Source organism: Bradyrhizobium sp. S3.12.5 (genome assembly GCF_040548225.1).
Lineage (GTDB): Bacteria > Pseudomonadota > Alphaproteobacteria > Rhizobiales > Xanthobacteraceae > Bradyrhizobium > Bradyrhizobium cytisi.
In genome coordinates this window covers 20,515-40,304 of sequence record NZ_JBEPRF010000019.1, presented here as the reverse complement: position 1 = coordinate 40,304, position 19,790 = coordinate 20,515, and the positions used below count along the sequence as shown (strand labels likewise).

Genomic DNA, 19,790 nt, shown 5'->3' with positions numbered 1-19,790 from the left:
GACTGTCGATTCCAACAGAGTGTCGGCTCAACCAGGCCTTCGTGAGTCAAATACTCAGCCAACCGGTGCAGACATTGTCGCTGCGCTCGCGAATTCGCCGCTCGCAATCGTCAACTTTGCTCGACTATCGATTCGCGCGAAGGTCCGATCGGAACCACACGATATGGACGAGTGGCTTTAAGTTACGCCGCAGGCGCCGCCACACGTTCCGGAAACCAAGCCCATGTCAGGCCGGACACGATCGCATCGTCTGCGAAGTCAATCGGCAGCCGCCGAAACCGGCGTCGGATGCCTTTCACGCTGCGCTGGGATTTGCCGAGGTCTGCAGCGCGATCATGCACAACGGCAGCAAGATCGTGCGCTATTTGTCGCGCACCCTCTAATCGCCTGAGCGATCCGACAGCCGCGCGCGGATGTCCGGCTTCAGCACCTTGCCGACCTTGGAGCGCGGCAGATCGTCCCAGACTTCGATCTGCTTCGGCGTCTTGACGCTGCCGATCCGCTGCTTGACGAACGCCGCCAGCGCAATCGTATCGACGCTTTGGCCGGCGCGGGGCTGCACCACGGCGACGATCCGCTCACCCCATTTCTCGTCCGGAAGGCCAATCACGGCGCAATCCTGCACCACCTCATGCGCCCGCAGCACGTTCTCGACCTCGATCGAGTAGACGTTGAATCCGCCGGTGATGATCATGTCCTTGGCGCGATCGACGATATAGAGGTAGCCGTTGTCGTCGATGTAGCCGATGTCGCCGGTGTGGTGCCAGCCATGCGCCGAGGCCTCCACTGTCGCCTCGGGATTTTTGTAATAGCCCTCCATCACCAGCGAACCGCGGACCACGATCTCGCCGCGTGCGCCGGTCGGCAGCAAATTGCCGTCGCCATCCATGATGCCGGCCCGCACCAGCGGGCTGATCCGCCCGGCCGAGGCGAGACGCTCTATCGCGATCGTGCCGTCGGCATTGTAATGCTCGCTAGGCGCCATCATCGAGATCATCATCGGCGCTTCGGTCTGACCGAACAACTGCGCCATCGGCCCGATACGCTGGAGCGCCTCCGCAAGCCGCGCGGCCGAGATCGGCGCCGCACCGTACCAGAAGCATTGCAGAGACCCGAGCTTCGCGGAATCGAGCTTTGGATGATCGAGCAGCATGTAGATCACGGTCGGCGGCAGGAAGGTATGCGTGACGCGATAGCGCTCGATCAAATCAAGAAATTCGGCGATGTCGGGGTGGTGCATGATCACGATGCGGCCGCCAAGCGCCATGATCGGGAAACACAGCACGCCGGCCGCGTGGGTCAGCGGCGCGAGCGCGAGATAGATCGGACGCCCCTTGAAAGGATAGCCCATCAGCGTCAGGGCCGTCATAGCCTCGATATTGCGGCCCGACAGCATGACCCCCTTCGGCTTGCCGGTGGTGCCGCCGGTGCCGGGAATCATCGCGAGATCGTCGACCGTCTCGCGTTGATAGCGGTCGTCGGCGAGGCCGGCGAGCCAGCTGTCGAACGAGGGGGCGAAGGATAACTCGGCATCGAGGCAGACGAGGGCGCGCAGCTTTGGCAGCTCTGCACGCACCGCCTCGACCATCGGTGCGAAGCTTGAATGGAACAGCAGCAGGCTGCAGTCGAATTGGTCGAGGATGAGCCGATTTTCGACCGCCTCGTTGCGCGGATTGATCGGGCACCAGACCGCACCGCCACGGGAAATGCCGAACACGCAAGCAAACGCGACCGGATCGTTGCCGGAGAGGATTGCGACCTTCTCGCCGGCAGCAATACCCGATCGCGCGAGCCCGCGCGCGACGCGGTAGCTCAGCCGCTGCACCTCGCGATAGCTGAGGTCGCGCCCGTCCATGGTCAGGCACGGCGCACCAGCGCCGAGCGAGGCACCTTTGTCCAGGTAATCGATGAAGCGCATGATCAACACCCGAAGCGGTAGCGGGTGACGCGGAGGACCGCGCCACCCGCGATTGACTTAATCGTGCACGGTCAGAACAGGCTTGCTGACGAGCCCGAAGCTGCGCAATTGCCCGAGCAGCTCGTGATGGCCGAACGCCTGGCAGCCGGAGGCGAACCCCACGCGCTTCGGAGGCTGCTGCAGCAGGTGCGCCGCGGCATAGGCCTGCAACATGCCGGTCTGCTTGTAGTTGCTGTTGCCATTGATGACGCAGTGCGCGCGCCCCAACGGGCCGGAGGCATGCACCGAATCCAGCGACTTGTTGACGCGCGGGTTCTCGCGCGGCGGCATAGTGTTCATCACACCGGCGGCGGTCTGCGCCAACGCGGCGTAGCGGTCGTCGGGCTTCATGTCCTTGGTCGCGTCCAGCGCGGCGGCGACGATCTGCGGCACGGCCAGCATCAGCCCGCGGTTGAACACGCCGCCCAGCACCTTCACGTTGGCCACGCGCGGATCGCGCTTGAACCACACCGGGTGCGAGGTGCCGCCCCAGGGCAGCGCCAGCGCCAGCTCGTGCTGGCCGGGGATGGCGAGGTTGTAGAGGCCGGCATCGGGCTGATGCTCGACGTACTTGTTCTGCTCCAAGTAGTAGGCCTTGGCCATCGCGGCGTTGACCAGGATGGTCTGCGTCGATGCGATGGTCGGGCTGCCACCCCAGAACACGGCGATGTCCAGCGTGTCGAGGCCGGGCGTCTCCAGGCACAGCTGCGCGGCGATCTCGCCGGTGGTGTACATCTGCGCGATGCCTGGCGCCAACAGCAGCCCGGCATTGGCGAACTTCGCGCCCCACTCCTGCTCGAGCGTGATCAGCCAGTCCTGCTCGCCGGTGGTGTCGCTGTAATGACACTTGGAAGCCAGGCAAGCCTGCACCACTTCGCCACCGAACTTGGCGAAGGGGCCCACGGTGTTGAGCACCACCGAGGCGCCCTTGAACAATTCAGTCAGCGCGGCCACGGTGTGCGGCACCTTAACCACCTCGTAGTCGGCGGTCTCGATGCCGGCCACATTCGACTTCATCGCGGCGTTGAGCTTCTCAGCGCTGCGGCCGGCGGCGATGAAGGGGATGTTGTACTCGCGTAAGTATTCGCAGACCAGCCGGCCGGTGTAGCCGGAAGCGCCATAGACGATGACGGGCTTCTTCTCGCTCATTGCGATCCTCCAAATTGCTTGTTGTCGGCCTTGTTGTCACATGCCCATGCCGCCATCGACCGGCAGTCCGATGCCGGTGATGAAGCGCGCCTCATTCGAGCACAGGAACACCGCGGCATCGCCAATGTCCGAGACCTCTGCGAGCCGGCCGAGTGGGGTTTGCTCGACCACCGAGCCGACTGCGGCGTTGACGTCAGCCGCGAGTCCTACCTTGACGATGTCGTTGGCGAGCTGCATGCCCATGTCGGTCGGTATCAGGCCCGGATAGATGCAGTTCACGCGCACGCCGAAGCCGAGCTTGCCGGCTTCCATCGCTCCGACCCGCGTCATGCGGTCGACCGCGGATTTGGTGCCCGAATAAACCGCGATGCCGGGAAAGGCGATCGTCGCCGCAACCGAGGCGATGTTGACGACGGCGCCGCCCTTGCCGGCCGGCCCGCCCGGGCGCATGGCACGGAAGGCGTGCTTCATGCCGAGCACGGTGCCGACGATATTGACGTCGCACATCCGCCGCGCGTCCTCGGCCTTGACCTCGGAGATCAGCGACGTGATCTCGATGCCGGCATTGTTGATCAGGATGTCGTAGCCACCGAGGGTTGCGACCGTCTTGGCGATCGCCCGCTCCCATTGGGCGTCATCGGTGACGTCGAGCTGGACGAATCCCGTCGTCACGTCTTCCTTCGCGATTGCGGCCGCGCTGGCACGGCCGGTCTCTTCCAGGATGTCGGCGATCATGATCGAGGCGCCGGCTCGCGCCAACGCCTGCGCGATGGCCGCGCCGATTCCTCTAGCACCGCCGGTGACCAGGGCTTTCCTGCCTGCAAGGCTCTTCCCACTCATGACGCACTCCTCCGTTGCTGGTGATTGATCGATGCGTGCTGCGCCAATCGGCGCGCACCAGGTCGATGGGTGCCAAGCCTTTCGGCGGCACCCAGCGAAGCGTTCCTCCATGGTCGGATGTCTTGACGACTGTCCAAATTCTTGGTGCGAACCTCCGCTAGAAGCTTGACACTTGTCAAGAACGAATTTGACAGTTGTCAAAGGAAGTGGTTGTGAGGGGATGGAGCATTCCGCGGTCGGCGCGGTATAAGTCCTTAAAAGAACGGGACTGAGGATAAGGACAAGATGGCGCGGCAGGTGACGGGAGCGGCCCGGCGTGTGGCTGATGCGGCCGAGGTGCTGCGCGACGAGAAGTTCAATGCACGGCGCATCGAGCTTGCCGAGGCCGCGCTCGAAACGCTTGGAGAGCTCGGCTTCGCACGCACCAGCCTGCGCGAAATCGCGCAGAACTCGGCGTTCACGCACGGCGTGTTCCACTATTATTTCAGCGACAAGCTCGACCTGATCTGCTGCTGCGTCCGCCACTACAAGGCGAAGTGCGTGACGCGATATGATGATGTCGTCGCAACAGCAACGAGCCGCGACGAGCTGACGGAGGGTTTCCTCGCCAAGCTCGCCGCAACGCTGCAGAACGAAGCCCGTATGCACCGTCTCTGGTACGACCTGCGCTCGCAGGCGATGTTCGAGGCGGCGTTTCGCAAGGACGTGCTCGAGATCGACAAGAGCCTGGAAGCGATGATCTGGCGCATCGCCTCCCGCTATGCCGAGCTCGGCGGCAAGCGGCCGGCGTCGTCGCCAGCCGCGCTCTATGCACTGTTCGACGGTCTATTCCAGAGTGCTCTGCTCAAGCACCTCGCGGGTGACAAGACGGCGATGCCCGAACTGCTCGACGAAGTCCGGCACCTGCTGCCGACGGTCTGCTGAAGCGCACGAGACGCGTCGGCGATGTTTCCGCGTCGTCATTGCGAGCGCAGCGAAGCAATCCAGAATCTTTCCGCGGAGGGACTCTGGATTGCTTCGCTGCGCTCGCAATGACGGCGTTGAGACAGCTACGCGCTCGATGACGAGCGATTACGCCGCGGTCGCGGGCGGCAGCGCCAGCACCGAATAGATCGCCTGCGCATCGCGCGAGGCGCGCAGCTTCTTGGCGATGTCCTGGTCGCGCAGCAGGCGGGCGATGCGGGCCAGTGCCTTCAGATGATCGGCGCCGGCGCCTTCGGGGGCGAGCAGCAGGAAGACGAGGTCGACCGGCTGGCCGTCCATCGCTTCGAAATCGATCGGGCGATCGAGCCGGGCGAACAGGCCGAAAATCTTTTCCAGCTTGGGCAGCTTGCCGTGGGGAATGGCGACGCCGTAGCCGACCGCGGTGGTGCCGAGCTTCTCGCGCTGGAGCAGCACCTCGAACACGGAGCGCTCGTTCTGGCCGGTCAGCTCAGCGGCCCTGGCTGCGAGCTCCTGGAGCGCCTGCTTCTTGCTGTTGACCTTCAATGCCGGAAGTATCGCCTCGGGCGCGACCAGATCGGTAATCGGCATGGAAGTGTTCCGAGGTGAATTAAACCGTCAGGTTCCGAATTGGCCGGCTCGATCAGATCGAGCCCGGCCGGCGTCAAGAAGGTGAAGCAGGAGGCGGACTTAGCCCCGATCCTGATGTTGGGGCGCTTCTACTCCAACGCAATCCCGGTGCCAACTCCCGCGTGCGGCTTTGCCCTGCTCATTGTTAAGGGCTGTGGTTGATACGGGGACTCCTAGCCGCCCGATTTGGCGCCCGGGGGGTCGATCCAGCCGACATTCCCGTCGGCGCGGCGGTAGATGATGTTCACCCGGCCCGAGGAACCGTGCTGGAATACCAGGCAGGGTGCCCCGCTGAGGTCGAGTTCCATGACGGCTTCGCTGACCGACATCTGCTTTAGCGACGTCGTGGCCTCGGCGATGATCACGGGGCTGTAGCCGGTGACCTCGTCGTCGTCCTCCCCCTCGCCCGGCGCCTCGAGCACGTAAGCAGTCGCGTCGAGCGCAGCCAGCGCCGCGGAAGCGACATGGGTCTTGCGGGCCGAACGGTCCTTGAGCCGGCTCTTGTAGCGCTTGAGCCGCTTCTCGATCATGATCAGAGCCTGGTCGGCGCTAGCATAGGCGTCCGGCGCGTTCGATTCGGCCTCCAGCGTAATTCCCGAATCGAGATGCAGCGCGCAATCGGTCCGGAAGCCGAAGCCATCCTTGCTCAGGGTGATGTGGCCGGAATAATTGCCGTCGAAATATTTACGCAGGACCTCATCGGTCCGGTCGGTCACGCGGCCGCGCAGGGCCTCGCCAACGCTGACGCTCTTGCCCGAAATCCGAAGAGTCATGTGATGCCTCGCTTGGTTTGACGCCGAGCTACCATGACTGCGTCATCGCAGCTCGGGTTGTTCCCTGCGCATGATCTGGCCGGAAAACCGCCGGACACTTTTCCGGATCATGCGCGTGCTTGGATCGATCGCGACAGGGAGGATGAGAGTAGCGCGATTTCGCGCCAGCGCAATCAGGCCGGTTCGGTGTTGCGGGAGCGATCGGACATTGCGGTGGAAAGGACGTTACCAAGAGCGCTCTGCTTGTCACGACGGCGTTGCACCGAGGACGGAATGCGCATGGCTTCGCGGTACTTCGCGACCGTGCGGCGGGCAATATCAATGCCCGAGGCGCGCAAGCGTTCCACGATGGTATCATCCGACAGGATCGCGGCCGGTAGCTCCGAATCGATCAGCTGCTTGATGTGGTGACGCACGGCTTCGGCCGAATGCGCCTCGCCGCCGTCGGCCGAGGCGATCGACGCCGTGAAGAAATATTTCAACTCGAATGTGCCGCGATTTGTCGCCATGTATTTGTTGGCGGTGACGCGCGACACCGTGGATTCATGCATCTGGATGGCGTCGGCGACGGCCTTCAGATTCAGCGGCCGCAGATGCGCGACACCGTGCGTGAAGAAGCCGTCCTGCTGGCGCACGATCTCGGTCGCGACTTTCAGGATGGTGCGGGCGCGCTGGTCGAGCGCGCGCACCAGCCAGGTCGCGTTCTGCAGCGCGTCGGTGAAATACGACTTGTCGCCGTCCTTGCCTTTTTTCTTCGACAGCTCGGAATAGTAGGTCTGGTTCACCAGCACGCGCGGCAAGGTGTCGCTGTTGAGCTCGACATGCCAGCCGCCGTCCGGACCCGGGCGGACATAGACGTCCGGCACCATGGTCTGCAGCCGCGCCGAGCCGAACTTCATGCCGGGCTTGGGATTGAGGCGGCGAATTTCGCCGATCATGTCGGCGATGTCCTCGTCGTCGACGCCGCAAACCTTGCGCAGACCTGCGATGTCGCGCTTGGCAAGGAGATCGAGATGCTCGACCAGCGCCTGCATCGCGGGATCGTAGCGGTCGAGCTCGCGGAGCTGGATCGCCAGGCATTCGCTCAAATTGCGCGCGCAGACGCCGGGCGGATCGAATTTTTGCAGCACGGCAAGAACGCCGTCGACGTCGGCTTGCGACGCGCCAAGCCGTTCGGCGGCTTGCCCGAGATCGCCCGGCAGATAGCCGGCCTCGTCGACGAGGTCGATCAAATACTGCCCGATCATGCGCTGCGCCGCACCGGTGAAGGCAACCGAGAGCTGCTCGGCAAGATGGTCGCCCAGCGTGGTTTCCGCCGCGACGAAGGCTTCGAGATTGTAGTCCTCGTCGCCGGAGGCGCCGCCGCCCCATTCCGTGTAGGTGGTCGGCGCGACGTCCTGGGCGTTGCGCGCCGCCGCCTCGGCGGGCTCCTCCGAGAAGACGTTGTCCAGGCCCGTATCCAGGGTCTGCTCGATCTCGGCGCGGGTGCCGAGATCCTTGCTCATCCATTCTTCCTGGCCCGGCTCGAAGGCGTTGCCGCTGCCGCCAAAACCGTCATCAGCACCATGGCTGCCTGAATCATCGCCATCGTTGTCGCTGAACTGGCCGGCCTCGGCCGGGGCTTCGCCGCCGGGGGCCTCGTCATTGGCCCGCTCCAGCAGGGGATTACGCTCGAGCTCCTCCTCCACGAAGGTGGTGAGATCGAGATTGGACAATTGCAGCAGCTTGATCGCCTGCATCAGCTGCGGCGTCATGACCAGCGACTGCGATTGCCGGAACTCTAATCTCTGCGTAAGCGCCATTTAACAAGAACCGTTCCCAAAAAATTGGTCCAATTCTTGCTTATCTTAGTCCTGGCCCGATGTACACGCCTTGACGAAATGGAAAAAAGGGCTAGAGGCGGAACTCCTCGCCAAGGTAAAGGCGACGAACATCCGGATCGGCGACGATCTCGTCCGGGCTCCCCTCCGTCAGGATTTCACCGGCATAGACGATATAGGCGCGATCGGTGAGGCCGAGCGTCTCGCGCACATTGTGGTCGGTGATGAGCACGCCGATGCCGCGATTGGTGAGATGGCGAACCAGGTCCTGAATGTCGCCGACCGCAATCGGATCGATGCCGGCGAAGGGCTCGTCGAGCAGCATGTAGTTCGGACGCGTTGCGAGCGCGCGCGCGATCTCGACGCGGCGGCGCTCACCGCCGGACAGCGCGATCGACGGCGATTTCCGCAGGCGCGTGATGTTGAACTCGTCGAGCAGGGAATCGAGCTGATGCTCGCGCTTCTTGCGCGAGGGCTCGACCACTTCGAGCACGGCGCGGATGTTCTGCTCGACGGTGAGACCGCGGAAGATCGAGGCTTCCTGCGGCAGATAGCCGATGCCAAGCCGCGCGCGCTGATACATCGGCAGCTTGGTGACGTCGTGGCCGTCGAGTTCGATCGCGCCGCGATCGGCCTTGATCAGCCCGGTGATCATGTAGAACACGGTGGTCTTGCCGGCGCCGTTCGGACCGAGCAGGCCGACCGCTTCGCCGCGCCGCACATAGATGCTGACGCCGCGCACGACCTGGCGGCTGCCGAAACTCTTTTCCACGCTATGCACAGCCAGGAAGCCCGGCCGCTTCAGGAGTTGCGGTCCGCCCGTGCCGTTGGACTTTGCAGCGGGCCTGGCGCTGGATTTGGCTTTGGGCGGTTGAGCGGCCGGCTGACGCGTCCGCGGCCGGGCCTCAACGCCATAAGGGTCCGAGGCCTGCATGGGCTGGTCACGGGCAATCGGCGGCGCGTCCCGCACCGGGCTCGCCACCAGGCCGCCGACGCTGTCACCGAGCGCGGTAATGTCCTGACGGGCAAATCCTGGCCGGCCGCGCTTGGCGGGGCGCCGACGGAACATGCTGAATAGATCGACCATCCCCGCCTTCTTTACGGATCCTGCGCGGTGCTCGCGCGGTCTGCCGCGCCGGCCGCTTGCTTCGCCGACGCAGCATGAGTGTAGGGATGTCTCATGCCCAGTGAAACACGCCCGAAAAGCGGCGGACCCCGCTTAGAAAGCCCTGCGCGCTAGATACAGCCTCGCCGGGCAAGCTTCAACCTCGGATCGGCCGCACCTGGGCCAAGCTCTTGAATTTACTTTTGTTTACCTGAACCTGGCAACTGCAAGGGCGAGCCCGCGCCCGGGGCTACCGGCGTTCCGCATTTGCCGTTCGCGCCGCCCTGAGACTGGATGAACAGGCCCTGCACCTTGCCGCTGTCGGATTCCACCCGGGAGACGCCGGTGGTCATGTCGACCATGAGGCGGTCGCCGCGCAGCACGTTCTGGCACTGCGTCAGCACCACGCCGCCGAGCATGGTGATGAGGTTGGTCTTGGTGTCGAACACCGCGGTCTCGCCGGTCACCACCTGGTCCTTCTGGGTGACGACGACGCTGCCGCGCGCTTCCAGCCGCTTGATCGAGGAGGCGCCGCCCGGCCCCGGTGTCGCCGATTGCATCGGCGCCGCCTTCTGGCCTTTTGCAGAAGCGGATTGGGCCGGCGCAGCCTGCGGCGCGGCCGCCTTGTCGCTGCTCGATTCGTAGAACACCACCAGCGTCTTCGAGGTCATGGTGGTGTCGCCCTGCACGACCTTCACATTGCCGGCGAAGGTCGCTTCCTTCTTCTTGTCGCGCATCTCGAGCGAGGCGGCCTCGATCTGGATCGGCTGATCGCGGTTCTGCGAAAAGCCCTGCATCGCATTGGGCACGCCTTGCATCGTGCTTTGCGCGAGGGCTGCGCCGGCCGCAATCAGCGCAGCGCCGCCAAGCGCGATCGCTGCGACGATGGCGCGACGCCTGCTGTCGTTGCGCGGAAAAAAATCAGCCATGAAAATCACTTTGAGTTCGCAGATTTGTTCTTGGACTTCACAGGCGCTGGCGCGGGCTGCTCGACCGGCGCGGGCGCCGCGTCATCCGTGCTGATCTTGTCCAGATGCATCACGACATTGCCTTCGAAGCGAATGACGTCGCCGCCCTCCGTAATGCGCAGTCTATCCGCGGTCAGCGTGCCGTTGGTCAGCTTGACGTCGACATGGTCATCGGAGGAGACCGTGCCCTTGTTCATGTCGACGAACGCCGAGTTCAACCGCGCCTCGTAGCCGGTCGAGGTGCGCAGGAAGATGTCCTTGTGCAGATCGAGCTGCTGCTGCTTGTTGTCGAAGCGGCCGGTGCGGGCATCAAGAAACAGGGTCGACTGGTCTTCCATCAGCACCTTTGCCTTGAGGTCATTGAGATCGACGTGGTCGGGGTCGGTGATGTCCTGTGTCGCGGTCTTGGCCCAGAGCTCGTAGGGCCGCTGGTCCGGTGTGAAGCCGGACAAATGCGGCGATTCCATCGTGATCCTGGTGCCGGTCACCACCATGTTTCCGGAATCGACCTTCACGGGGATCATGGTGAAGGGGTTGAGGAAGGTCGACACCGCGACGATCGAGGCCATGGCCAGAACCACGGTCACCGGCACCGCGATGCGCAGAATCCGCACCAGGCGGCTGTGGCGCGCCGCGCGGGCAAACTTCGCCGCAAGCGCGGCGTCGTAGGTTGGAAACTGGGCCGAGTTCACCGCTGCTCCGGGGGCATCGCTTGCCTGGTCAGAAGGCTCCAATCGAGGGCGCCCCATTGTACCCGCGACCTCAGGAATATGCAGCCTTTGGAATAGGCAGCCTTGGGCATACCAGCTTTGGACAGGCCGTTACGAAAGTGTCCGAAACGGGGCGGCAGCCTCAGCCTGGGTGCCGCTAAACGGCTCAGGAGTGCGCGAAAATGTCCTCTTCCGCCCAGCCCTGGAGGTCGAGCAGGGCGCGGGTCGGCAGGAAGTCGAAACAGGCCTTGGCCAGCGCGGTGCGGCCCTCCCGGACCAGCATGGCGTCGAGCCGCTCACGCAGGGCGTGCAGGTGCAGCACGTCCGAGGCAGCGTAGGCAAGCTGCGGCTCGCTCAGGCTGTCGGAACCCCAGTCGCTGGATTGCTGCTGCTTGGAGAGGTCGATATTGAGCACCTCGCGCACGAGGTCCTTGAGGCCATGGCGGTCGGTATAGGTACGGGTCAGGCGGGAGGCGATCTTGGTGCAGTAGATCGGCCCGGTCATCACACCGAGGCTCTGGTACAGCACCGCGACGTCGAACCGCGCAAAATGGAAGATCTTCGTGATGGCGGGATTGGCTAGCAGCGCCTTCAGGTTCGGCGCGTCGGTGTGACCCTTGGGGATCTGCACCACGTCGGCGCTGCCGTCGCCGGGCGAGAGCTGGACCACGCAGAGCCGGTCGCGGTGCGGGTTCAACCCCATGGTCTCGGTGTCGATCGCCACCGCGCCGGTGTAGCGGGTGAGGTCAGGCAGGTCGCCGCGATGCAGGCGTACGGTCATGGCGTTTCAAACCCTCAATCGAATCGGCGCTAGATCAAATTAATGCCTGAAGCGGCAACTGGCGAGGGCCGGCCGGACCGAACATCCGCCAGCAGCCTTGCGCGCCGCGATGTAGCTGCTGGCCACGGTCGGCGCAAGCATCGGGGCCGTATTTCAACCGGCCGGCGCGCGTTCGGCGGCCGAGATGCAGAGCCGTCCGGTCCGGAACACCACGTCACGCTGCGAGGACAACGTCTCGCAGCGATCGACGACGTAATCGATGCCGTGCCCCGCGGCATAGGCCAATCGTGCGGCGTGGGACTCCAGCGCCTCCGTCTCGGTCATGCGCTCGTGCCAGATTGGGTAGTAGGACGGCGTCCACATCGCGGCGGCGCCGCGCTTTTGGTCGACCCAGATGCGGCGATGCGCCACGAATTCGAAGATCGTCACCCGCGCGAGCGCGAGGTCCCCGGGATGCGCCGTCGTGGTTTCCGCGCGATGGGGCAGCGGCAGGAAGATCGCATCGGTCCGTGTCGCAGCGCGCGCCCAATTGCCGACGTCCTGCCACTCACCGACCGCATCGTTGAAGAGGCGGTTGACGGCGACGTTCTGCCAGACCGCAAGCGGCCATAGCACCAGACCCGCCAGCGCCAACGCCGCATAGCCGAACCGGCGATGCGAGGCGGGCGCGTCGTCCGTCACGCCCGTGGCCAGGATCACGCCCACAACCAGTGGAACGACCAGCGCGATTGCGATGCCGTTGATGCCAAGGCAAAGCACCATCAGGCACCCCGGGAGGAAGGCGATCGCACGGTCACGGCTCAGCCAGTTGGTCGCGAGCGCCGCCATGGCAAGTCCGGCCAACAGATAGATCTGGGTCCCCGAACGCAGCAGTTGAAGATTGAGAACGAGATTTGCGCCGGAGACGAATGGAATGACGATACCGACCGCATAGACCAGGACCGCGCCGAGATAGGCCGCCCGCAACGCGCGCGCCCCGGCGCCGAACCACGCAAACGCGGCGGCGCCGGCGGCGATCACCGCGACCATCACGAGGATGCTGTCGAAATCGACCGCCGTGATCAGCGAATGGCCGGCATAATATTCACGGAGATAGGCCGGATAGTCGAAACCGGGCGGCTTGCCGAACTCTGGATTGCCGAGCACGGCATGCAAGACCGGATAGGCAATGGGGAGCGAGATCATGAGCCCGGCGAGGGTCCGCCAGCAGACGGTCCGCAGCGTCGTCTCGCCTCGAAGCATCGAGGTGACCGCGACGAGAACCAGCAGCGGCGCCAGCCAGACGGCAACGAAGGCATTGACGAAGAACGTGACACCGCAGGCAATGGCCGCCGACGTGAACCATCCTAGCGCCGCGAAATAGATTGCGAGCAGGACGGTGCCGTTGGCGATCTCGGAATGCGTGAAATAGTTCACGAACAGTCCGCCCATGCCGGCCCGGCCGTAACCATCGAGGAACGCGATCGCGCACAGGATCAGGCTGAAGACGATCTTGTCGCGCCGCGTGACGACGCCGAGCAGCGAGGCGCAGCACAGGAACCCGACGAAAGACAACAGGCGCGACAGATAATTCAGGACGAAGAACAGCACTTCCGTCTGCCCCACGTCCTTCTGGGTGTCGTTCAGCAGGATCCAGACGCCGGAGGCGAAATAGCGCAGGGACTGGATGAAGGCGTCATCGTGAAACTGCGGCTCGTTGCCGAGCCCGGCGACGATCGGAAGATGGAACAGGTTGTTCCAGATGCCGAAGGCGAAGCCGGTGCGCAGCAGGGACACCACGGCCGCGAACGCCGCAATCACCAGCGTATCCACGATCGCAGGCGAGAGCGCCCGCAAGCCCTTCCGGCTCGCGGTACCCAGGCTCGATATCGCCAGGCTCATCAGATCGCCGCCAGCATGATGCAGACCATCGCCGCCACGGTGGTGCGGCTCGCGCCGTCCCGGAAGGCGTAGATGATGGGATCGTCGGGCATCTCGCGGCGATGCGCGATCATCAGGGCGCGGCCGAACCAGTACAGCAGCAGCGGCGCCAGCAGCCACAGCAGCCAGGGACGGCTGTAGAGCGGCGTCACCGCGGAGGACGAGACGTAGAGCGCGAACACCGTCACCGCATTCATGGCGCTCGCCGCCGCCATCGCGGCGATGATGTGCAGATCGCTGATGCGGTAGTCGCGGTTGGAGGGATCGGCGAGGCCTTCGCCCTGGCGCATGCTGAGCTCGCTGAAGCGCTTGATCAGCGCGAGCGAGGTGAACACGAACAGCGAGAACACCATCAGCCACTCCGACAGCACGACGCCGGCCGCGACCGCGCCCGCGCCGATGCGCAAGGAGTAGAGGCCGGCGAGCGTGACGACATCGACCAGCATCTTGCGCTTGAGCACGAGCGAATAGGCGATGGTGGTGGCGAGGTAGGCGGCGAGCACGCCGAGGAAGGTCAAGGAGATGCAGAGGCTGGCGGCGAAGGCAAACAGCCACAGCGCGGGGATCGCCGATAGCGCCGAGGAGATCGGCAAGTCGCCCGCCGCGAGCGCGCGATGGCGCTTGGTCGGATGCTCGCGGTCGGCGGCGAGGTCGAGCAGATCGTTCATCAGATAGGCGCCCGACGCACAGGCCGAGAACGCCAGGAACGCCAGCAGCGTGGTGCCGAGCGTGGCAAGGTTCAGCTGATGCGCCGTGATGACAGGCACGAACACCAGCGTGTTCTTGGCATATTGATAGACCCGCAGCGCCTTCGCCCAGGTATTCAGACTCGCGCGGCCGCGGCTTCGATGCCCGATGCGCTCGATCGCGGCGCGATCGAACGGCAGATGATCGCCCGCAGCAAGATCGGCCGCCGTAATGACGCCGTCAAAACCGAGATGGGCGGCGATGCAAGCGGCATGATTGGCGAAGCGGCCGGCGACCAGGAAAATCTTGGCGCCGCGCGCCCGCGCCGCCAGCGCCTGGTTCAGCACGTCGGCATCATAGGGAAGCTGGGCGTAGTCGAGCTCGGCGCGCGCCAGAATATCCGTGAGCGCCGCCATGCCGGCGCGCCCCCCCGCACCGAAGCGGGCCAGCATGCGCGCGGGACTCGAGAACAGCGCCTCCATCAGCAGCTCCGAGCGCAACAGGGCGCCCTCGAGATCGATGACGAGGGTGCGCCCGGACGCGGGCGCTGCCGGCGCGGCCTCACTCCGATCATGCTGCCTGACGGGCTGCTCCATCCGAAAACGCTCTGACTGACCGCGACACGGCCGGCCCAAGGGCTGGGGAGGCCGGGGAGCAGGAAAATGGACGGCCGCGAGCCTAGGGAGCATTCGCTAAGGGCGGCTTAATTCGACCGGCCGAACGGCGGCCGAGAGGGTCCGCCGCCAGGCTGTGTTGCCGGGATCCCACAATCCGGCGTGCGCGCGATATACCAGCGGAACTTGAGGCCCGCGCCCGTGGAAATCGCGCTCGCCCACCCTATCTGAGCCCAGCTTCTCACATGCATCAGGTGCCATGACAGACCAGACGCTCGCCGCGCCGATCGACGATCAACAGCAACGCCAGCGCGGCTTTTCGCGCTACCAGTCACTCCTCGTGGCATTGCTCGCGTTCGCCCAGTTCACGATCATCCTCGATTTCATCATCATGTCGCCGCTCGGCGCCATCCTGATGCCCTCGCTCGACATCACCGCTGGGCAATTCGGCGTCGCGGTGTCGGCCTATGCGTTCAGCGCCGGACTCTCCGGCATCCTCGCCGCCGGCTTTGCCGACCGTTTCGATCGCAAGCGGCTGCTGCTGTTCTTCTATGTCGGCTTCACGCTCGGAACGCTGCTCTGCGCGCTGGCGCAGACCTACCACGTGCTGCTGCTCGGCCGGATCGTGACCGGATTGTTTGGCGGCGTGATCGGCTCGATCGTGCTGGCCATCGTGACCGATCTGTTTCCGCTGCATTTGCGCGGCCGCGTGATGGGATTCGTGCAGACGGCGTTCGCCGCGAGCCAGGTGCTGGGCGTTCCGGCCGGACTGTTTCTCGCCAGTCACTGGAGCTGGCATGTCTGCTTCTTTGCGATCATCGCCCTGTCGATCCTGGCGATCGCCGTCATCGCCTTCGCCATGGAGCCGGTCGACGCGCATCTGAAGCTGAAGCAGGACAAGAACCCGTTCCACCATCTGGTCGCGACCATCGGCGAGCCGCGCTACACGCTGGCCTTCGCGGTCACGACATTGCTGGCGACCGGCGGCTACATGCTGATGCCGTATTCCAGCGCCTTCACCGTGAACAATATCGGCATCGACATCGTGCATCTGCCGACGATCTATCTGGTCTCCGGCCTGTTCAGCATCGTCACAGGACCGCTGGTCGGCCGCGCCAGCGACGCCTTCGGCAAATATCCGACCTTCGTGTTCGGCTGCGCGATGACCGTCGTCATGGTGCTGATCTACACCCATCTCGGCCACGTCTCGCTGGTGACCGCGATCATCGTCAACGTGCTGCTGTTCGTCGGCATCTTCTCGCGCATGATCCCGTCGCAGGCGCTGATATCGGCGATCCCCGATCAGAGCCAACGCGGCTCGTTCAGCGCAGTCAGCGCCTCGCTCCAGCAGCTTTCCGGCGGGCTCGGCTCGGTGCTTGCGGCTGCGATCATCTCGCAACAACCTGATGGTTCGCTGCTCCATTTCGAGCGGATCGGCTACGTCGTCGTCACCACGACGATCATCACGCTGGTCGCGATGTATTTTGTGCAGAAGTCGGTGACGGAAAGGGCGGGGCGGAGTGTGGTGTGAGGGCGCTGGAGGTGAAGCAGCATGGCGATACGAGCGAACTCGGGCGACGCCCTTGAAAACCTTGCCCACAAGGCTGGTTGCGCTAGACGCCGCGATCGCGCGCGGGCTCGACGACGCGAAGACGGGTCGGGTAAAGCCGAGTTCTGAGAATTTTGACCGACTAGAGGCGAAATTTGCCGGTAACGTCGACCAGACGTGATCCGTAAACGGGACCAAAAGACTAGATTTTCTACGAGGTGGCGCTGCCGAATAACGGTCGCACCGACTTAAAGTGGTGCCCAGGAAAGGACCGGATTGCGACCATCGAGAAAGCCCGAATTTGCTGGGATTTTCAGCCGTCCGGTAGGAACCGGCGTTGTGTACCGTTTTCAAGCCGGTTCGAGCCGCGCCAGGAGTACGATGTGACGGAACAGTTTGAAGCTAAGGCCGCAGAAGGGGGTATGCCGCGACGGATCGATATTGAGCTATTTATTGTGCACCCAACGTTGGAGCCCACAGACATTAGCACCGCGCTTGGGTTGGACGCGCACTTTGGTCATCGTGTTGGAGAGCCCAGGAAGACCCCGAAGGGCACTCTCCTCCAGGGAAATTACCACGATACGCGATGGAGACACTGCGTCCGGTGCAGTCTCGTGGATCAATGGTATGCCGCAGAGGTGACGAGATTTGTCGATAGACTTGAGCCTCACAAGACGTTTTTCGCCGACCTCAAATCGACGGGCGGCACAGCGCAGGTAATCATTCAGTTTTTTGGCGACGGATACTTGGGTGACGAGCTACCCGTAGCCACTCTGGCGAAGCTGGTCGACCTTGAGCTGGCCCTTGCGATCGAATGTTTCACGGACCCACAGTCGTGACCGGGTCAACCTGTCGAGAGGATCGCTCTCCATGACCCGCAATGCCAATTTAGATGACGAAGCGGCGAGACTAACGGAGTTACTTCGAGGGAAAGTCGTAAACGTGGTGTGGCGTCACCGGCCAAAAGAGATCGGGATTGAGTTCAATGACGGGACACGCCTGTTTGTTGACGCGGTCGATGACGGGCTGGATCTCTCTGTCACCGGAGGCGACGAGTTCGATGAGACTTAAACCGCTGTCACGGCTGATGCCGCATCGATGACACCACCGTGAAACAACCCAATCCAAGGAAGCATCGATTGATTCGGCGGCTCCAGTGGAATCCCGATCGCGCAGGCATCGTGTGGATGCTGGTGTCAGCAATTATTGTTGTCACCATGTTTGCTGCGGTTGTAATTTACTACCCTTTCTTACCACAGCGGAACGCTGGTGCGGGCTTTGGACCCGACTGGGATTGCATCCCTCACCCCAGCAGCGAACCCACATGCATCAAGAAGATCGGCCGATGAAAGCGAGGTTTCGATGAGGCTTGAACCCAGCTGCCGCAAGCGCTCGCTCTAAACGTTCAATCGAAAAGCAAAGCAATTCCGCTGGGACCAAATTCTTGAACGCTTGGCGATGCTACGAGCGCTGCTTCCAGACCAAGGGATCGCGACTCGTGTGAAACACCGCAACGACATAGACCGCATCGTGCGTTTCACGAAATAAGAAAATGTAAGGGAGGCGGCGTAGCAACGCGCGACGTGTGTTCTTGAGGGGTGTCATACCAACGGACGGCCTCGGCGAGGTTCGCCCTCGCCGCAAGCGTAAAAAGAATCCTGGCCACTTATCGGGACCGGCGGTCAAGCTCGGTGTCGATATCCTCCCAGGGGATCGATTCGCGACGATCCGCGTCAAACGTCGCAAGCCGACGGTCGAGTTCGGCCACCTGTGCCGGGGTCAACGTCACGTCGGCAGCGGAGAGGCTGTCCCAAAGCTCGCCGATGAGGTCGAGCCGTTCCTTGGGCGTTAATCGGCTGATGTCGAGCGTTGCCATAGTCCCGAATCCTTTGGCCCTTTTGCCAACGAAATCACAATTCGCACGGAACCGTCGAGACCAATATCGTTATCGCCGCGATGAACGGAAAGAGCGGGCTCCGATGATTTTGGGACTATTCCGCAACAATATTGCGTATCGAGCTACCGCCACCACCCACGACGGGTGAGCGGCCTACCAAGCCTCGGGCTGCGCCTTGAGGGGCATCCAAAGAAAAAAGCTGGTGCCCAGGAAAGGACTCGAACCTTCACGGCCGTTAAGCCACTGGCACCTGAAGCCAGCGCGTCTACCAATTCCACCACCTGGGCATGCCGTTTGGGGCACGGAGGCGGTTACTACGGTTCAGTGACGCTGTTGTCAATTCATGGTTCGGCTTGCCGATTGCGCATTGCAAACCGGGCCGATACAAGCCTGACAACACTCTGCTCTTCCGCAGGAATGGACCCCGGGAATAGATCTCATGGCATCGAATCTGGAAACTCTCGTCACGGTTTTCGGCGGATCGGGGTTTTTGGGCCGGAATGTCGTCCGCGCGCTGTGCAAGCGGGATTACCGGATCCGGGTCGCGGTGCGGCGGCCGGAACTGGCCGGATACCTCCAGCCCTCGGGCAAGGTCGGCCAGGTCCACACCATCCAGGCCAATCTGCGCTATCCGGCCTCGGTCGAGGCGGCGGTGCGTGATTCGGATGTCGTGATCAATCTGGTCGGCGTCCTCACTGAGGGCGGCGGGCAGACCTTTGACGCCGTCCAGGCCAGGGGCGCCGAGACCGTCGCCAAGGCGGCGGCCGCCGTCGGCGCAAGGCTGATCCACGTCTCGGCGATCGGCGCCGATGCCGAATCGCCCTCGCGCTATGCCAAGGCCAAGGCGGCCGGCGAGGCCGCGGTGACGGCTGCGGTGCCGGCGGCCACGATCTTCCGTCCCTCCGTGATGTTCGGGCCCGAGGACCAGTTCACCAACCGCTTCGCGGCGCTGGCGCGGATGTCGCCGGTGCTGCCGCTGATCGGCGGAAGCACCCGGATGCAGCCGGTCTATGTCGGCGACGTCGCAACCGCCATCGCCGACGCCGTCGACGGCAAGGCCAAGGCAGGCGCGACCTACGAGCTCGGCGGGCCGGAGGTGCTGACCATGCGCGAGATCATCGAGGCCATCGTGGCCATTGCCGATCGCAAGCCGATGCTGGTGCCGCTGTCGTTCGGCCTCGCCCGCTTCCAGGCCAACTTCCTGCAATTTGCGCCGGGTGCGTTCAAGCTGACGCCGGACCAGGTCACGCTGCTCGAGCGCGACAATGTCGTGTCGGATGCGGCCAAGGCTGCCGGCCTGACGCTGGAAGGCCTCGGCATCACCCCCGATTCGCTGGAAGCGATCGCCCCGCAATATCTCTGGCGCTTTCGCGCCGCCGGCCAATTCCAGCGTAAGAGCGTGTGAGGCTTCCGCGCCGTCATGGCCGGGCTTGACCCGGCCATCCACG

17 protein-coding genes and 1 tRNA gene are annotated in these 19,790 nt (G+C 63.8%); 4 read left to right on the top strand and 14 right to left on the bottom strand.

The features are described 5' to 3' along the window. Nucleotides 1–379 precede the first annotated feature (379 nt). From ABIC09_RS26110 to ABIC09_RS26100, 3 genes are read right to left on the bottom strand one after another with little or no spacing between them, the layout of a single operon-like run. Entirely contained in the window at nucleotides 380–1,918 is a 1,539-nt protein-coding gene (locus ABIC09_RS26110; protein ID WP_354111055.1) for an AMP-binding protein, read from the bottom strand. A 57-nt stretch (nucleotides 1,919–1,975) separates the two neighbouring features. Further along, on the bottom strand, nucleotides 1,976–3,106 hold the full coding sequence (locus tag ABIC09_RS26105; RefSeq protein ID WP_354085070.1) for a DUF5938 domain-containing protein: 1,131 nt from the start codon (nucleotides 3,104–3,106) through the stop codon (nucleotides 1,976–1,978). Nucleotides 3,107–3,142: 36 nt separating this feature from the next. Further along, complete coding sequence (locus ABIC09_RS26100; RefSeq protein WP_148749031.1) at nucleotides 3,143–3,946, bottom strand: SDR family NAD(P)-dependent oxidoreductase; 804 nt, start codon at nucleotides 3,944–3,946, stop codon at nucleotides 3,143–3,145. 285 nt (nucleotides 3,947–4,231) lie between these two features. Here ABIC09_RS26100 and ABIC09_RS26095 point away from each other — a divergent pair, with 285 nt between their 5' ends. Continuing rightward, nucleotides 4,232–4,870 carry a TetR/AcrR family transcriptional regulator gene (locus ABIC09_RS26095; protein ID WP_354031284.1) on the top strand — a complete coding sequence of 213 codons (639 nt, stop codon included), beginning with the start codon at nucleotides 4,232–4,234 and terminating at the stop codon, nucleotides 4,868–4,870. A gap of 147 nt (nucleotides 4,871–5,017) precedes the next feature. Here ABIC09_RS26095 and ptsN read toward each other — a convergent pair whose 3' ends face one another. The 9 genes from ptsN to ABIC09_RS26050 form a co-directional block, all read right to left on the bottom strand. Next, on the bottom strand, nucleotides 5,018–5,479 hold the full coding sequence (gene ptsN / locus ABIC09_RS26090; RefSeq protein ID WP_014438750.1) for a PTS IIA-like nitrogen regulatory protein PtsN: 462 nt from the start codon (nucleotides 5,477–5,479) through the stop codon (nucleotides 5,018–5,020). A 212-nt stretch (nucleotides 5,480–5,691) separates the two neighbouring features. Further along, on the bottom strand, nucleotides 5,692–6,291 hold the full coding sequence (gene hpf, locus ABIC09_RS26085; RefSeq protein WP_354031283.1) for a ribosome hibernation-promoting factor, HPF/YfiA family: 600 nt from the start codon (nucleotides 6,289–6,291) through the stop codon (nucleotides 5,692–5,694). A gap of 173 nt (nucleotides 6,292–6,464) precedes the next feature. Further along, nucleotides 6,465–8,093, bottom strand: a complete 1,629-nt coding sequence (rpoN, locus tag ABIC09_RS26080) for an RNA polymerase factor sigma-54 (RefSeq protein WP_354111054.1) — start codon at nucleotides 8,091–8,093, stop codon at nucleotides 6,465–6,467. Nucleotides 8,094–8,184: 91 nt separating this feature from the next. Further along, nucleotides 8,185–9,198, bottom strand: a complete 1,014-nt coding sequence (lptB, locus tag ABIC09_RS26075) for an LPS export ABC transporter ATP-binding protein (protein WP_354111053.1) — start codon at nucleotides 9,196–9,198, stop codon at nucleotides 8,185–8,187. Between the two features lie 215 nt (nucleotides 9,199–9,413). After that, nucleotides 9,414–10,145 (bottom strand): LptA/OstA family protein, encoded by a 732-nt coding sequence (locus ABIC09_RS26070; protein ID WP_354111052.1) that lies wholly within the window; start codon nucleotides 10,143–10,145, stop codon nucleotides 9,414–9,416. Nucleotides 10,146–10,150: 5 nt separating this feature from the next. After that, a complete protein-coding gene (gene lptC / locus ABIC09_RS26065) occupies nucleotides 10,151–10,876 on the bottom strand; it encodes an LPS export ABC transporter periplasmic protein LptC (RefSeq protein ID WP_354085065.1) in 726 nt (241 codons plus the stop codon). Between the two features lie 184 nt (nucleotides 10,877–11,060). Continuing rightward, nucleotides 11,061–11,675 (bottom strand): ribonuclease D, encoded by a 615-nt coding sequence (locus ABIC09_RS26060; protein WP_148749038.1) that lies wholly within the window; start codon nucleotides 11,673–11,675, stop codon nucleotides 11,061–11,063. Nucleotides 11,676–11,828: 153 nt separating this feature from the next. Continuing rightward, the gene (locus tag ABIC09_RS26055) at nucleotides 11,829–13,556 is read right to left on the bottom strand and encodes a hypothetical protein (RefSeq protein WP_354111051.1); all 1,728 of its coding nucleotides are present in this window, start codon (nucleotides 13,554–13,556) and stop codon (nucleotides 11,829–11,831) included. Then, entirely contained in the window at nucleotides 13,556–14,878 is a 1,323-nt protein-coding gene (locus tag ABIC09_RS26050; RefSeq protein WP_354111050.1) for a UbiA family prenyltransferase, read from the bottom strand. The genes ABIC09_RS26055 and ABIC09_RS26050 overlap by 1 nt, the downstream gene beginning before the upstream one ends. Before the next feature lie 277 nt (nucleotides 14,879–15,155). On the opposite strand from ABIC09_RS26050, the gene ABIC09_RS26045 reads away from it, so the two are divergent. Continuing rightward, on the top strand, nucleotides 15,156–16,427 hold the full coding sequence (locus ABIC09_RS26045; protein WP_354111049.1) for an MFS transporter: 1,272 nt from the start codon (nucleotides 15,156–15,158) through the stop codon (nucleotides 16,425–16,427). An 888-nt stretch (nucleotides 16,428–17,315) separates the two neighbouring features. Continuing rightward, a complete protein-coding gene (locus tag ABIC09_RS26035; RefSeq protein WP_148749042.1) occupies nucleotides 17,316–17,516 on the top strand; it encodes a hypothetical protein in 201 nt (66 codons plus the stop codon). Between the two features lie 595 nt (nucleotides 17,517–18,111). Here ABIC09_RS26035 and ABIC09_RS26030 read toward each other — a convergent pair. Both ABIC09_RS26030 and ABIC09_RS26025 read right to left on the bottom strand, forming a co-directional pair. After that, nucleotides 18,112–18,321 carry an addiction module protein gene (locus tag ABIC09_RS26030; RefSeq protein ID WP_148749043.1) on the bottom strand — a complete coding sequence of 70 codons (210 nt, stop codon included), beginning with the start codon at nucleotides 18,319–18,321 and terminating at the stop codon, nucleotides 18,112–18,114. Nucleotides 18,322–18,542: 221 nt separating this feature from the next. After that, nucleotides 18,543–18,629 (bottom strand) — tRNA-Leu (locus ABIC09_RS26025). 152 nt (nucleotides 18,630–18,781) lie between these two features. Between ABIC09_RS26025 and ABIC09_RS26020 the strand changes: the two genes are divergently transcribed. Then, the gene (locus ABIC09_RS26020) at nucleotides 18,782–19,747 is read left to right on the top strand and encodes a complex I NDUFA9 subunit family protein (RefSeq protein WP_354111048.1); all 966 of its coding nucleotides are present in this window, start codon (nucleotides 18,782–18,784) and stop codon (nucleotides 19,745–19,747) included. The last annotated feature ends 43 nt before the right edge of the window (nucleotides 19,748–19,790 follow it).